Source organism: Streptomyces sp. DT2A-34 (assembly GCF_030499515.1).
Taxonomy (GTDB): Bacteria; Actinomycetota; Actinomycetes; order Streptomycetales; family Streptomycetaceae; genus Streptomyces.
The window spans coordinates 5,847,186-5,861,459 of sequence record NZ_JASTWJ010000001.1; the positions used below are offsets into that span (position 1 = coordinate 5,847,186).

The following is a 14,274-nucleotide window of genomic DNA, read 5'->3' on the forward strand; positions in this document are numbered from 1 at the left end:
GTAGATACCGGCGCCCACTGAAGGAGGGGCATCCCGGCCGCCATACGGTCGCGCCAGCTCTGCGTCAGGCAGAGTTGGTTTGATCGGGGTTACGCCTGCATAGTACAGGGGACAGCGCCTGTTGCCCCTGTGAAAATGAGCACTGTCCGGTGCTTCACCTGCGATTGGGTCGCCTGGTTCCGGTCGCCCCGTTCGTTCCCAGCCACCCGGCCAGCTTGCCTCCGGCCCCCACGGCGCGCAGTCGGCGCTCCGCGGCGTCCCGGACCGGATCCGTGGCGACCACGAGCAGTTCGTCGCCGAGCCGCAGCACCGTCGTCGGCAGCGGGACGAACGATTTTCCGTCACGGACGACGAGGGTGACGGCGGCTCCGGCGGGCAGCCGCAGCTCGTTGACCTCGACGCCGTGCATCTTCGAGCCCTCGGGGATCGCGACGGACAGCAGATGTCCGCGCAGCCGCTCCAGCGGCGCCGACTCGATGCCGAGGTCGGCGGCCTCGGGGCCCTGCCCGAGGTGCAGCTTGCGGGCGAGCCAGGGCAGCGTCGGTCCCTGGAGCAGGGTGTAGACGACGACCAGGACGAAGACGATGTTGAAGATGCGGCGGCTGTCCTCGACGCCGCCCACCATGGGGATCGTCGCGAGGACGATGGGCACGGCGCCGCGCAGTCCCGCCCAGGACATCAGCGCCTGCTCCCGCCAGGGGACCCGGAACGGCACCAGACATGCCACGACGCTCAGCGGGCGCGCCACCATGGTCAGCACCAGCCCGATGGCCAGCGCGGGCAGGATGTCGTCGCCCAGCTCGTGCGGGGTGACCAGCAGGCCGAGCAGGACGAACATGCCGATCTGGGCGATCCAGCCGAGCCCGTCGGCGAACCCGCGGGTGGCGGGCCAGTGCGGCAGCCGTGCGTTGCCCATCACCATCGAGGCCAGGTACACCGCCAGGAAGCCGCTGCCGTGCACCGAGGCGCCCGCCGCGTACGCGGTGACGGCGATGGCCATGACGGCGATCGGGTAGAGGCCGGAGGCGGGCAGCGCCACGTGCCTGAGGCCCCAGGCGCCCAGCCAGCCCACCGCGATACCGATGGCCGCGCCGATGGCCAGCTCCAGGGTTATCTTGCCCAGCAGCGCGTACCAGTGCTCGATCGGGCCGGACTGGGAGAAGGCGACGACCAGGATGACCACGGGGGCGTCGTTGAAGCCGGACTCGGCCTCCAGGGTGCCCGTCACGCGCGAGGGGAGAGGGATCTTCCGCAGCACGGAGAAGACCGCGGCGGCGTCGGTCGAGGAGACCACCGCCCCGATGATGAGCGCCTGCCGCCACTCCAGCCCGACCAGGTAGTGCGCGGCCGTCGCCGTGACCCCGACGCTCACCGAGACCCCGACCAGGGCCAGCCCGGAGGCGGCCGGAAGCGCCGGCCTGATCTCCTTCCACTTCGTGCCGAGACCACCTTCGGCCAGGATCACGACCAGCGCCGCATACCCGATGACCTGCGTCAGCTCGGCATCGTCGAAGCGGATGCCGCCGATGCCGTCCTGGCCCATGAGCACGCCGATGCCCAGGTACACGAGCAGGCTGGGGAGCCCGCTGCGCGAGGAGATCCGGACCGCTGCGACGGCGACGAGCAGGACGAGCGAGCAGACGAGCAGGAGCTGGTTGAGGTCGTGGACAGTCAGCGGCCATTCCCTTTCCCTGGCCCACGCGCGCGCGTGGGCTCACGTACATAGGACACGAAGTGGCGGTTCTCCGCACCCAACTACTTCGTTACCTTACCTAACTCTTGACGATTTCTTGACACTCGGACGGGCGTGATCGAACGTCCGTCCGTGCTGGTTCCCCACTCCGAGTCAAGTGGGACCAGGCCCTGCGCCTATGGTTGCTCCAGCACTCCAGGACCGCCTGCCGCTCGCGTTAGGACAGCAAGGACAGCGATGCCCCCCAACACCACCGCCTCCACGGGTCAGCAGCCCGGCAAGTCCGGCAGGAAGAAGGGGCGCAGAGCCCGCCTGATCGTTCTCGTGCTGGTGCTGGCCCTCGTCGGAGGCGTCACCGGCGGGGCGTACTGGTCCGTCAGTACCGTCCGAGCCTCCTTCCCGCAGACGAAGGGCTCCCTCACGCTCGCGGGCCTGTCCGGGCCCGTCGACGTGAAGCGCGACGACTACGGCATCCCGCAGATCTACGCCTCCTCCGACGCGGACCTGTTCATGGCGCAGGGCTACGTCCAGGCGCAGGACCGGTTCTACGAGATGGACGTACGCCGCCACATGACGTCCGGGCGCCTGTCGGAGATGTTCGGCAAGAGCCAGGTCGACAACGACGAGTTCCTGCGGACCCTGGGCTGGGAGCGGATCGCCGAGGAGGAGTACGACAAGACGCTGTCGGCCTCCACCAAGAAGTACCTCCAGGCCTACGCCAAGGGTGTCAACGCCTACCTGGACGGCAAGGACGGCAAGGACATCTCCCTGGAGTACGCGGCGCTCGGGTTCACCAACGACTACAAGCCCGAGAAGTGGACCCCGGTCGACTCGATCTCCTGGCTGAAGGCGATGGCCTGGGACCTGCGCGGCAACATGCAGGACGAGATCGACCGCGCCCTCATGACCAGCCGCCTCGGCCCCAAGCAGATCGCGGACCTGTACCCGGACTACCCGTACAGCCGCAACAAGACGATCGTCCAGTCGGGCCAGTACGACGAGGTCACCAAGACGTTCGAGCAGAGCGGCGCCACGTCCTCCGCGGGTTCGTCCACGGCGTCCACGAGCGGCACGACGGGCACGGCTCCCAGCTCGGGCACCGCCGGCCTGCAGAGCCAGCTGTCCGGCCTGCAGAACGTCCTGGACGACCTCCCCACGGCCGTCGGCGTGAACGGCAACGGCATCGGCTCCAACTCCTGGGTGGTCCGCGGGAAGTACACCATCACCGGCAAGCCGCTGCTGGCCAACGACCCACACCTGTCGGCCTCGCTGCCGTCCGTCTGGTACCAGATGGGCCTGCACTGCCGCTCGGTCTCCAGCACGTGCCAGTACGACGTCAGCGGCTACACCTTCGCGGGCATGCCCGGCGTGGTCATCGGCCACAACCAGAACATCGCCTGGGGCATGACCAACTCCGGCGTCGACGTCACCGACCTCTACCTGGAGAAGCTCTCCGGCGACGGCTACCTGTACGACGGCAAGACGGTGCCCTTCACCGCGCGCGAGGAGACCATCAAGGTCGCCGGCGCCGCCGCCAAGAAGATCGTCGTCCGTGAGACCAACAACGGGCCCCTGCTGTCCGACCGCAGCTCCGAACTCGTGAAGGTCGGCAGGAAGGCCACCGTCGACACCGCCGCCCCCGACCGCGGCGACGGCTACGGCATCGCGCTGCGCTGGACCGCGCTGAGCCCGGGCACCACCATGGACGCCGTCTTCGCCATGGACAAGGCGACGAACTGGAGCGACTTCCGCGCCGCGGCCGCCCTGTTCGACGTGCCCTCGCAGAACCTGATCTACGCCGACACCAAGGACAACATCGGCTACACGCTGCCCGGAAAGATCCCCACGCGCGCGCAGGGCTACGACGGCTCCGTCCCGGCGCCGGGCTGGGACGCCAAGTCCCGCTGGACCGGCTACATCGACCAGGACGAGCTGCCGTACGAGTACAACCCGTCGCGCGGCTACATCGTCACCGCCAACCAGGCCGTGGTCGACCAGTCCAAGTACCCGTACACGCTCACCACGGACTGGGGTTACGGCGCCCGCAGCCAGCGCATCACCGACCTGATCCAGTCGAAGATCGACGACGGCGGCAAGATCTCCACCGACGACATGCGTCAGATGCAGCTGGACAACAGCAGCGAGATCGCCAAGCTGCTCGTGCCCAAGCTGCTGAAGATCGACATCGAGGACAAGGACGTCCGCCAGGCGCAGAAGCTCCTGGAGGGCTGGGACTACACCCAGGACGCCGACTCGGCGGCGGCCGCCTACTTCAACTCGGTCTGGCGCAACATCCTCAAGCTCGCCTTCGGCAACAAGCTGCCCAAGGAGCTGCGCGTCCAGGGTCAGTGCCTGTGGGTCGATCCCGTCAACACCACCGGCCCCGCGGACGAGACGGAGAAGGTGCGCGAGTGCGGTGAGCGCGAGGCCGACCAGGCGCAGCCGGACGGCGGCGACCGCTGGTTCGAGGTCGTGCGCACCCTCATGGACGACCCGGAGAGCGACTGGTGGACCACACCCAAGTCGCTCACCCGGCCGGGCGCGGCGCACAACCGGGACGACCTGTTCAAGCGCGCCATGATCGACGCCCGCTGGGAGCTGACCGCCAAGCTCGGCAAGGACATCGACACCTGGAGCTGGGGGCGGCTGCACCGCCTGTTCCTGAAGAACCAGACTCTCGGCACCGACGGCCCGAGCTTCCTGCAGTACGTCCTCAACCGAGGCCCCTGGAAGCTCAGTGGCGGCGAGGCCACGGTCAACGCCTCGGGCTGGAACGCCGCCGGCGGCTACGGCGTCGTCTGGGTGCCGTCGATGCGGATGGTGGCCAACCTCGGCGACCTCGACAAGTCGAAGTGGATCAACCTCACCGGTGCCTCCGGGCACGCCTACAGCGCCCACTACACCGACCAGACGGACAAGTGGGCCGACGGCGAACTGCTCGACTGGTCCTTCTCGGACGACGCGGTCGACGAGAGCACGAGCGACACCCTGGTGCTCAGGCCATGACCCACTGACGGTCGAACGACCGAAGGGGCCCTCCACGCGCGCGTGGAGGGCCCCTTCGCATGCGGAGCGCGGCTCAGGCCTCCCGGAAGCGGCGCGTGCCCGACGGCGTCACCACCGCGTGCACCGGCCGGTCGTGCGGCTCCTCGGGGACTCGCTCGACGACCTCGGAGTCGTACAGCAGCACCACCAGGGCGGGATGGACCCCCGCGCGTTCCAGCCGGGCGAGGACGCGGTCGTACGACCCCCCGCCGCGCCCCAGACGCATCCCGCGCGCGTCGACCGCGAGGCCCGGCAGCAGCACGACGTCGGCGTCGGTCACGGCGTCCGGGCCGAGGCGTTCGCCGGTGGGCTCGAAGAGGGCCGTCTTTCCGCCGTGTTGGACGCGGGCGAGGGAGCCCTCTCCCGTGTACGCGCCCCAGTCGAGATCGTTGTCCGGCAGCAGCGCGGGCAGCAGGACGCGCACACCCCGCGCGCGCAGCGCGTCCAGCAGCGCGAGCGTGCCGGGTTCACTCCCCACGGAGACGTACGCCGCCACCGTGCGCGCATGCGCCAGCTCGGGCAGCTCCAGCGCCCGCCCGGCCAGCGCGGCCGCCGATGTCCGCAGGTCATCGGCTGTCAACCTGTTCCTCACCGAGACGAACTCTCGCCGCAACATTCGCTTGTCAGTCTCGGCCGGACGTCCGATGTGACTCACTGGTCGTTCCCGAACCCTTCCTAATGCGCTCATATGAGAGCCAATTAACCGGAGCCTCAGATTCCCTGCAAAGGCACCGGATATGGTGGCGGGCATGACTCAGTCGCACCCTCGGATCAGCAAGGCTGTCATCCCCGCAGCGGGCCTCGGTACCCGCTTCCTGCCGGCCACCAAAGCCACTCCCAAGGAGATGCTGCCGGTCGTCGACAAGCCGGCGATCCAGTACGTGGTCGAGGAGGCCGTCTCCGCCGGTCTCGATGACGTCCTCATGATCACGGGCCGCAACAAGCGTCCCCTGGAGGACCACTTCGACCGCAACTACGAGCTGGAATCGGCCCTTCAGAAGAAGGGCGACGCCGGCCGGCTCGCGAAGGTGCAGGAGTCCAGCGACCTCGCCACCATGCACTACGTCCGCCAGGGCGACCCCAAGGGCCTCGGCCACGCCGTCCTGTGCGCCGCCCCGCACGTCGGCCGCGAGCCCTTCGCCGTCCTGCTCGGCGACGACCTGATCGACCCGCGCGACCCGCTGCTCAAGCGGATGGTCGAGGTGCAGGAGCAGCGCGGCGGCAGCGTCATCGCGCTCATGGAGGTCGCCCCCGAGCAGATCCACCTCTACGGTTGTGCGGCCGTGGACCCCACCGAGGACAGCGACGTGGTCAAGGTGCACGACCTCGTCGAGAAGCCCGCCGCGGCCGACGCCCCGTCGAACTACGCGATCATCGGCCGTTACGTCCTCGACCCGCACATCTTCGACATACTGCGCAAGACCGAGCCGGGCCGCGGCGGCGAGATCCAGCTCACCGACGCCCTCCAGCAGCTCGCCGCGGACGAGAAGGTCGGCGGCCCCGTGCACGGCGTCGTGTTCAAGGGCCGCCGTTATGACACCGGTGACCGCGGCGACTATCTGCGTGCCATTGTCAGACTCGCATGCGAACGTGAAGACCTGGGCCCGGACTTCCGGACCTGGCTTCGCAGTTACGTAGCCGAGGAGATGTAGGGATTTGAGCACCGCCGCGACCCGCCCCGCCGACCAGGACCACCTCTGGTCGGTGGACGAACACTTGGAGGACATCCTCGCGACCGTCCGCCCCCTCGAACCCATCGAGCTGCAACTGCTCGACGCCCAGGGCTGCGTCCTGGTCGAGGACGTCACGGTGCCGGTCTCCCTGCCGCCGTTCGACAACAGCTCCATGGACGGGTACGCGGTGCGGGTCGCGGATGTCGCGGGCGCGAGCGAGGAGTTCCCCGCCGCCCTGGAGGTCGTCGGGGACGTCGCGGCGGGCCAGGCCGACCTGCTCCAGGTGGGCCCCGGCCAGGCCGCCCGCATCATGACCGGCGCCCCGCTGCCGCCCGGCGCCGAAACCGTCGTACCGGTGGAGTGGACCGACGGCGGCCTCGGCGAGGGCCCGGTGACCGGGATGCGCGCCCGCAGCCTCGCCCCCGAGGGCGCCCAGGGCCAGGTGCACGTCTACCGGCCGGCCGAGGCACGCGCACACGTACGCGCCAAGGGCAGCGACGTGAAGTCCGGCGACCGCGCCCTCGAAGCCGGCACCGTCCTCGGCCCGCCGCAGATCGCGCTGCTCGCCGCGATCGGCCGCGGCACGGTACGCGTGCGCCCGCGCCCACGCGTGGTCGTCATGTCCACCGGCAGCGAACTCGTCCAGCCCGACGAGGACCTGGGCCCCGGCCAGATCTACGACTCCAACAGCTTCGCCCTCACCGCCGCCGCCCGTGACGCCGGCGCCATCGCCTACCGGGTGGGTGCCGTCGTCGACGACGCCGAGACCCTGCGCTCCACCATCGAGGACCAGCTCGTCCGCGCCGACCTCATGGTCACGACCGGCGGCGTGAGCGTCGGGGCGTACGACGTCGTCAAGGAGGCCCTGTCCCACGTCGGCGACGAGGACGAGGCCGGCAGCGGCGTCGAGTTCCGCAAGCTCGCCATGCAGCCCGGCAAGCCCCAGGGCTTCGGCTCCATCGGCCCCGACCACACCCCGCTGCTCGCGCTCCCGGGCAACCCGGTGTCGTCGTACGTCTCCTTCGAACTGTTCGTGCGCCCCGCGATCCGCACCCTGATGGGCCTGGAGGACGTCCACCGCCCGCGGACGACCGCGACCCTGGCGGTGGACGAGGCGCTGACCTCGCCGAAGGGGCGCAGACAGTTCCTGCGCGGGACGTTGGCCGACGGTGCGGTGCGGCCGGTCGGCGGCGCCGGATCCCACCTGATCGCGGCCCTCGCGCACGCGGACGCGCTGATCGTCGTCCCCGAGGACGTGGAGAGCGTCGAGCCCGGCAGCGAGGTCGAGGTGGTCCTGCTCGGCTGAGAGGCCCTGCTTGGCGGTACCGTGTCGCGCACAGCAGGCCCGTGCGCCGCACCGCGACGGGCCCGGACCGGGAGCGCCACACAAGCATGAGCACGCAGGACCCACCCCCGCAGGACCGACTGACGCACATCGACGACGCGGGCGCGGCCCGCATGGTCGACGTCTCCGGCAAGGACGTGACCGCGCGCACCGCCCGTGCCAGCGGCAGGGTCCTCGTCTCACCCCGCGTGATCGAGTTGCTGCGCGGGGAGGGCGTGCCGAAGGGCGACGCCCTGGCCACCGCGCGTATCGCGGGCATCATGGGCGCCAAACGCACCCCGGACCTGATCCCGCTGTGCCACCCGTTGTCGGTGTCCGGTGTGAAACTGGATCTGTCGGTCGCGGACGACGCCGTGGAGATCGTGGCCACCGTGAAGACCACGGACCGCACGGGCGTCGAGATGGAGGCCCTCACCGCGGTCTCCGTCGCCGCGCTCACCGTGATCGACATGGTGAAGGCGGTCGACAAGGGAGCGGTCATCACGGACGTACGGGTCGAGGAGAAGACGGGCGGCAAGTCGGGCGACTGGAGCCGGGCATGACTTCCGACGCTTCGGTGGGCGGTGTGCTGTTCGCGCTCACCGCGCCGTACGCCGCACTGGTCGTCACCGCCTCCAACCGGGCCGCCGCCGGGGTCTACGAGGACAAGGGCGGCCCGTTGATCGCCGACGGCCTCAGGCGCTTCGGCTTCGCGGTCGACGGACCGCAGGTCGTCCCGGACGGCGACCCCGTCGAGGCCGCCCTGCGTGCGGGCGTCGACGCCGGCTACGACGTCATCGTCACCACCGGCGGCACCGGCATCTCGCCCACCGACCGCACGCCGGAGGCGACCCGCGCGGTGATCGAACACGAGGTACCGGGCATCGCGGAGGCCATCAGGGCGTTCGGCCGGGACAAGGTGCCGACGGCCGCGCTCTCCCGGGGCCTGGCCGGAGTGGCGAGGGGCACCCTGATCGTGAATCTGCCCGGTTCCAGCGGCGGGGTGAAGGACGGCCTGGCCGTCCTGGAGCCCCTCCTGATCCACGCCGTCGACCAGATCCGCGGCGGCGATCACCCCAGACCCAGCAGCGGGGGTGCGAGCTGAACAGCCCATCCTGGCCCGTCGTGCTGGGGGACGGCGATGTCGTCCTCCGGCCGATAAAGATGCGCGACCAACGGGTCTGGCGCGAGGTCAACCGGCGCAACCGGGACTGGCTGCGCCCCTGGGAGGCGACGATTCCGCCGCCCACGCCCACCGGGCCGATCGCGCACCGGCCCACCTACCGCCAGATGGTCCGGCACCTGCGGTCCGAGGCGAACTCGGGCCGGATGCTGCCGTTCGTCATCGAGTACCAGGGGCGGCTGGTCGGGCAGTTGACGGTCGCCGGGATCACCTGGGGCTCGATGTGTTCGGGGCACATCGGTTACTGGGTGGACGAGGCGGTGGCGGGCCGCGGGGTGATGCCGACCGCCGTGGCGCTGGTCGCGGACCACTGTTTCCGCACCGTCGGGCTGCACCGCATCGAGGTCTGCATTCGCCCCGAGAACCGCCCGAGCCGCCGGGTCGTGGAGAAACTCGGATTCCGCGAGGAGGGGATGCGTCCGCGATATCTCCACATCGACGGAGCCTGGCGGGACCATCTCGTCTTCGCGCTCACGGCGGAAGAGGTGCCGGAGGGGTTGCTGGGCGGCTGGCACCGGGCACGCTCACAGGAGACACCGCACACGAACCCGCAGAACAGCCGGGGCAATCCCGCGTAGCCGGGAAGCGGCCCCCGGAAATTGAATAAGTGTTCGAAATTGACGTCGGATGACCGCCTCGGGGCATTAAATTCGCGCCTGGGCGGGCTGCTGATCGCATCGGTCACAAAAAAAGTTCGAAATATCAGCCAGATCGTGCGACACACCGGCTCAATTGGCAGATGGCCTCACGCAAACCCCTCTACCGTGTGAGGCGTGAGCAGCAGCGGCCTCATCTACGCAGTCATTGTCGGGGCCTGGGCCGCCTACTTGGTGCCGATGTGGCTCCGTAGGCAGGACGAGCTGAACGAGGCCCGTCCGACGGAACGCTTCAGCACAGCCATCCGGTTGCTGTCCGGACGGGCGGGGATGGAGCGCCGGTACGCCAAGGACCTGCGCGCGCGCTCCACCGACGAGGGGGAGCCCAGCGCCGATGACCCGGGCGACGTCACCGAGTCGGTGGACGTCCGGGCCTTCGCCATGCTTCCGACCCGTCCGCAGACCCAGGCGGCGGTCCAGGCCCAGGCACCGGAGCGCCCGGAGCCGGCGCGTGAATCCGCACGGGAACAGGGAGGCAAGGCGGCACCCGAACACGGGTCCAGGCCGGCCCCCGAACGTGCCAACGCGCCCGCGGCCGAAGCGGGCTCCGGCCCGACGTCCCAGGCGCGCAAACGGGTGCCCGCACCCCGGCGAGCACCCTCGGACGAGGCGGCCGCGGCACGTGCCAGACGCCTCAAGGTGCTCGCGCGCCGACGGCGCACCACCGTGATGCTCTTCCTCGCCTTCACGCTCGGCGCGATCGTCGCCGCGGTCGGCGGGCTCGCCTTCCTGTGGGCGCCCGGCGTTCCCGCCGTGATGCTCAGCGGGTACATCGCGTATCTGCGCTCCCAGGAGCGCCGTCGCTTCGCCTACCAGATGGACCGGCGCAGCGCCGAGGCCGCCGCGCAGCGGCTTCGCGAGCATGCGCGCCAGTCGCGCCGGCGCGGTGCCCCCGACTCCGGTGCCGGTCTCGACGAGGCCGACGAGGGGCCCGAACCAGGCACCGACCCCGGCCTGTCCGCCCTCGCCGCGGACCGGCGCGCCCTCGTCGAGCAGACCGATCACGCCGAGTGGGTCGACCAGCAGCGTGAGCGCCGGCGCAGGCCGGGGCACGGCGACAGCTGGGACCCGGTTCCGGTGCCGCTGCCGACGTACGTGACCGCGCCGGTCGCGCCGCGGGCCACTCCCGACGTGGACCTCGGCGCGCCGGACGCGTGGAGCTCGGCGCGGTCCAGCCCCGTCGGCCGGGACCGGGACGCGGGCGGCGATGCCGGGGACGGTTCCGCGCGGGGCGCGGAGCCGGGAGCGTCGGGCGAGTCGGGAGACGAGGCTCGCGGTGAGGAGAAGGCCGAGGAGGGCGGGCGGAGCGACGCCCGCCGGGCCGCTTCCGCCCGCCGGGCGCGCGAGCGGGGCCGTACGCCGCTGTTCGACCAGTACGAGGACGGCGACCGGCCGCGCGCGGCGAACGAGTAGTGCCCGGCCGGGGCCGGGAACGGATTTCCAAGCAGGCCGATCGGGGTGCTAAAGTTTCACTCGTTGCAAGGGCCTGTGGCGCAGTCCGGTAGCGCACCTCGTTCGCATCGAGGGGGCCAGGGGTTCGAATCCCCTCAGGTCCACCGCAACAACTTTCCAAGGGAACTTGGGAGTTGAAAGATCCCGTCCGATCGGTTGATCGGGCGGGATCTTTGTTATGTCCAAGCTTCGGTGTGTTCAAGCTTCGGTGTGTCCGAGGGGGAGCGTGGAGAAGGCCGCCGCACGGTTACCGGCGACGCCGCTGCGGAACGCGGCCTTTCGGCGGTTCGTGACCGCCAGTTGGATCTCCGCCACCGGATCCGCGATGGCGCCCCTCGCGCTCGCCTACTCCGTGATCGAACAGGGCGGAGGAGCCGGGGCCCTCGGTGTGGTGCTCGCCACGAACACCGTGCCGACCATCGTCTTCCTCCTCATGGGCGGAGTGCTCGCGGACCGTATGTCCCGCAGCCGGCTGCTCTTCCTCGGCAATCTGCTGGCGGCCGCCGCCCAGGGGGCCCTGGCGGCCGTCGTCGCCACCGGGCACGCCACGACCGGCTCCATCGCGGTCTGCGGCTTCGCCTCCGGGACGGCGGTGGCCTTCACCGTGCCCGCCGCTCAGGGAGCCGTGGCCCAGATCGTGCCCGCGGAGCAGTTGCAGCGGGCCAACGCCCTGCTCAGGCTGCCGAGCAACGCGGTCAAGGTGCTCGGACCGGCGATCGGCGGGGTTGTCGTCGCGGTCAGCAGCCCGGCCTGGGCGTTGGCCTGGGACGCGCTCACCTTCGCCGTCGCCGCCCTTCTGCTGCTCGGGCTGCGCCTGGACGCGCCGGTCACCGGCACCGGCGTGCTGAGCGATCTGCGGGAGGGATGGGCCGGCTTCTGGTCGCGGACCTGGCTGTGGACGTACACGGTCGCGGGGACCGTCCTCGTCGCCGCGTGGCTGGCGGGGTTCCAACTGCTGGGGCCGGTCGTCGCGGCGGAGCGGTACGGCGGGGCGCGTGACTGGGGGCTCGTCCAGGGGGCGTTCGCGGCGGGGCTGCTGGCCGGGACGGTGGTGTGTCTGCGCTGGCGGCCGTACCGGTTGCTCGTGGTGGCTGTCGCGGCCTGCCTGCCCATGGCCATCCCCCTGCTCGTCATGGGCTGGGGGCTGCCGCTGCCCTGGCTGCTGTTGACCGCCCTGCTCGCGGGCGTCGGGCTGGACGTGGCGATCGTCGCGTGGACCACCGCCTTCCAACGGCATGTGCCGCAGGGCGAGTTGGGGCGCATGAGCGCGTTCAACAGTGTTGGGGAGCGGCTGGCGATTCCGCTCGGCTATCTGCTGACCGCTCTCGCGGCCGGCATCTGGGACAACCGGACGGTGTTGGTGGCGTGTGCCGGGCTCGTCGTCGCCTCCGCCGTTCTCAACCTCTGCGTGCGGGACGTCTACCGCGTCAACGCCGCACGGGACTGACCGCTCACAGCGCCTTGGCGTAGCACAGGCTCAGCTCGTGGAAGCGGTAGTAGCCGAACTTCGCGCACGGCTCGTACCCGCTGGACGTGTACAGGGCCACCGCCTCCGGCTGCTTGGCGCCGGTCTCCAGCACCATGCGGGTGCGGCCCGCCGCCCGCGCGTCCTCCTCCAGCGCGGCCAGGATGCGTCTCGCCAGGCCCTGCCCGCGCATCCGCTCGACGACGTACATCCGCTTGAGCTCGGCGTCCCCGTCCGCGTTGCCCTCGCCGTTCTCGTCCTGGGCGCGCCAGCCGCCGGAGGCGACGGGGGTGCCGAGCTCGTCGTAGGCGATCAGGTAGAGGCCGTCCGGCGGCTCGAAGTCCGTCGGCGCGAGGGGCGTGGCGTCCCCGTCGTCGCCGTAGCGGACGCCGTACTCGGCCTGCACCTGGTCGTTGAGCTTGACGGCGTCGGGGTGGTCGAAGGAGGCGCGATGTATATGCATGCTATGTACCGTATATCAATTCAAGATCAAGAGTGGTCAATAGGTTCCAGAATCGGACGACGTCCAGTGTGCCGGTAGGGCGCCGGGGTGCCCACTGTGACCTCGGTCAATGTGCGTAAGGCCCGGGGTGGGAGCCGAGCGGGTCCGCTCGAACGCGGGGGTACATGCTTCGGTGTTCGCAGGGCCGCAGTCGCCCGGGCGTACGCAGCGCCGGGGGCGGGCGGGCGCGGTCGCTGAGAGTTACGTCCATGTCTTGACTCGTCCCGCGTGACAGCCTCCGTCGTCTTCGCCGTGTGGCCGAGGTTGAAGGACTCCGCTAGGTGCCGCAGTGTGCGGAGTCGGTCGAACCGGCTCGCGCCCTTGCTGTGTTGATCAACAGGATTCCTGACTAACCGCCAGTTATTTGAACTTTCACAAAGCCTCCTCAGGTACTCATCAGTAGGGGTCCGCTATCACTTGATCGGCCCTGTACGTTGCAGGCTCAAGCGTTGGGCGCCTCAAGTTTCCGCAAAGCGTCTGACCTTGGGTGCTGCTCCCCTTCTGGGACAGCGCGGAATGCTTCCCCTGCGCATACCGGAGAGACGAACCATGCCCAGACATAAATACAACGCCCTGAACAAAGGCGTCCTGATCGCGGCCGCCGGCATTCTGGCGGTCGCCGCCGGAGCCAGTGTGATGACGATCGCGGGTGCCGCCGAGCCGCAGAGCACGAACGCCCCGATCCCGAAGATGGTCATCGGAACGGTGTTCGCCCCGGTGGACGCGGCTCCCTGGGCGCAGGCGGTGACCTACAACACCCAGCAGGTGCCGGTGGGCAGCAGGGTCCAGGTCAAGGAGGAACTGCGCCGCAGCGGCGGGACACGTATCGAGCTGCGCCTGCGGGACCTCGGGGCCGATCGGGTCTACGGCGCTCATGTCCACACCAAGCCGTGCGGCAAGCTGCCCACGGACGCCGGACCGCACTACCAGAACCTGCTGGACCCGACGCAGCCCTCGGTCGACCCCGCGTTCGCCAACCCGGACAACAAGGTGTGGCTGGACCTGACCACCAACAAGGACGGCTCCGCCCGCTCCATAGCCACCGTGGACTGGCGCTTCCGCGAGGGCGGGGCTCGTTCAGTGGTGCTGCACGAGATGGCCACCGCCACGCACGCCGGTCACGCCGGAACAGCCGGTGCGCGGCTTGCCTGTGTGAACGTGCCGTTCATGTAACCCCCATCGTTCCGGGTGGGGGTTACGTCTGCCGGAGGCTGACCAAGGGGGCGTCCGTGTCCGGGGTTCCCATTTCCTTGCCCACGGGGTGGGAACCGGACCCTTGGG

At 70.2% G+C, this 14,274-nt stretch carries 12 protein-coding genes and 1 tRNA gene; 10 read left to right on the forward strand and 3 right to left on the reverse strand.

All coding sequences use genetic code 11. The annotated features are described in order from the left end of the window. Positions 1 to 154: 154 nt before the first annotated feature. Entirely contained in the window at positions 155 to 1,675 is a 1,521-nt protein-coding gene (locus QQM39_RS26240) for a potassium/proton antiporter (protein ID WP_302003732.1), read from the reverse strand. A gap of 255 nt (positions 1,676 to 1,930) precedes the next feature. Between QQM39_RS26240 and QQM39_RS26245 the strand changes: the two genes are divergently transcribed. Further along, positions 1,931 to 4,699, forward strand: a complete 2,769-nt coding sequence (locus QQM39_RS26245) for a penicillin acylase family protein (RefSeq protein WP_301999990.1) — start codon at positions 1,931 to 1,933, stop codon at positions 4,697 to 4,699. A 73-nt stretch (positions 4,700 to 4,772) separates the two neighbouring features. Here QQM39_RS26245 and QQM39_RS26250 read toward each other — a convergent pair whose 3' ends face one another. Then, the gene (locus QQM39_RS26250) at positions 4,773 to 5,354 is read right to left on the reverse strand and encodes a 5-formyltetrahydrofolate cyclo-ligase (RefSeq protein WP_301999991.1); all 582 of its coding nucleotides are present in this window, start codon (positions 5,352 to 5,354) and stop codon (positions 4,773 to 4,775) included. A 133-nt stretch (positions 5,355 to 5,487) separates the two neighbouring features. On the opposite strand from QQM39_RS26250, the gene galU reads away from it, so the two are divergent. From galU to QQM39_RS26290, 8 genes are all read left to right on the forward strand, one after another. After that, on the forward strand, positions 5,488 to 6,390 hold the full coding sequence (gene galU / locus QQM39_RS26255; RefSeq protein ID WP_301999992.1) for a UTP--glucose-1-phosphate uridylyltransferase GalU: 903 nt from the start codon (positions 5,488 to 5,490) through the stop codon (positions 6,388 to 6,390). A 4-nt stretch (positions 6,391 to 6,394) separates the two neighbouring features. Further along, entirely contained in the window at positions 6,395 to 7,717 is a 1,323-nt protein-coding gene (glp, locus tag QQM39_RS26260) for a gephyrin-like molybdotransferase Glp (RefSeq protein WP_301999993.1), read from the forward strand. An 86-nt stretch (positions 7,718 to 7,803) separates the two neighbouring features. Next, positions 7,804 to 8,298, forward strand: coding sequence for a cyclic pyranopterin monophosphate synthase MoaC (gene moaC / locus QQM39_RS26265; protein WP_301999994.1), 495 nt, complete (start codon positions 7,804 to 7,806; stop codon positions 8,296 to 8,298). Beyond that, positions 8,295 to 8,840 carry a molybdenum cofactor biosynthesis protein B gene (locus tag QQM39_RS26270; RefSeq protein WP_301999995.1) on the forward strand — a complete coding sequence of 182 codons (546 nt, stop codon included), beginning with the start codon at positions 8,295 to 8,297 and terminating at the stop codon, positions 8,838 to 8,840. The genes moaC and QQM39_RS26270 overlap by 4 nt, the downstream gene beginning before the upstream one ends. Positions 8,841 to 8,860: 20 nt before the next feature. Further along, positions 8,861 to 9,496 carry a GNAT family N-acetyltransferase gene (locus QQM39_RS26275; RefSeq protein ID WP_301999997.1) on the forward strand — a complete coding sequence of 212 codons (636 nt, stop codon included), beginning with the start codon at positions 8,861 to 8,863 and terminating at the stop codon, positions 9,494 to 9,496. 195 nt (positions 9,497 to 9,691) lie between these two features. Continuing rightward, positions 9,692 to 10,987 (forward strand): gephyrin-like molybdotransferase receptor GlpR, encoded by a 1,296-nt coding sequence (gene glpR / locus QQM39_RS26280; RefSeq protein ID WP_301999999.1) that lies wholly within the window; start codon positions 9,692 to 9,694, stop codon positions 10,985 to 10,987. A gap of 69 nt (positions 10,988 to 11,056) precedes the next feature. Then, positions 11,057 to 11,130, forward strand: a tRNA-Ala gene (locus QQM39_RS26285). Between the two features lie 122 nt (positions 11,131 to 11,252). After that, a complete protein-coding gene (locus tag QQM39_RS26290; protein ID WP_302000000.1) occupies positions 11,253 to 12,473 on the forward strand; it encodes an MFS transporter in 1,221 nt (406 codons plus the stop codon). Between the two features lie 4 nt (positions 12,474 to 12,477). Here the strand turns inward: QQM39_RS26290 and QQM39_RS26295 are convergent, their stop codons facing one another. Further along, positions 12,478 to 12,954 (reverse strand): GNAT family N-acetyltransferase, encoded by a 477-nt coding sequence (locus tag QQM39_RS26295; RefSeq protein ID WP_302000002.1) that lies wholly within the window; start codon positions 12,952 to 12,954, stop codon positions 12,478 to 12,480. Between the two features lie 588 nt (positions 12,955 to 13,542). On the opposite strand from QQM39_RS26295, the gene QQM39_RS26300 reads away from it, so the two are divergent. Then, a complete protein-coding gene (locus QQM39_RS26300) occupies positions 13,543 to 14,166 on the forward strand; it encodes a superoxide dismutase family protein (protein WP_302000004.1) in 624 nt (207 codons plus the stop codon). Positions 14,167 to 14,274 lie beyond the last annotated feature (108 nt).

What these genes read in the sequence shown, in the direction of transcription:
- QQM39_RS26245 (WP_301999990.1), top strand. Translation starts at nt 1,931, where the DNA reads ATGCCCCCCAACACCACCGCCTCCACGGGTCAGCAGCCCGGCAAGTCC.
- QQM39_RS26250 (WP_301999991.1), bottom strand. Translation starts at nt 5,354, where the DNA reads ATGTTGCGGCGAGAGTTCGTCTCGGTGAGGAACAGGTTGACAGCCGAT.
- galU (WP_301999992.1), top strand. Translation starts at nt 5,488, where the DNA reads ATGACTCAGTCGCACCCTCGGATCAGCAAGGCTGTCATCCCCGCAGCG.
- moaC (WP_301999994.1), top strand. Translation starts at nt 7,804, where the DNA reads ATGAGCACGCAGGACCCACCCCCGCAGGACCGACTGACGCACATCGAC.
- QQM39_RS26270 (WP_301999995.1), top strand. Translation starts at nt 8,295, where the DNA reads ATGACTTCCGACGCTTCGGTGGGCGGTGTGCTGTTCGCGCTCACCGCG.
- QQM39_RS26295 (WP_302000002.1), bottom strand. Translation starts at nt 12,954, where the DNA reads ATGCATATACATCGCGCCTCCTTCGACCACCCCGACGCCGTCAAGCTC.
- QQM39_RS26300 (WP_302000004.1), top strand. Translation starts at nt 13,543, where the DNA reads ATGCCCAGACATAAATACAACGCCCTGAACAAAGGCGTCCTGATCGCG.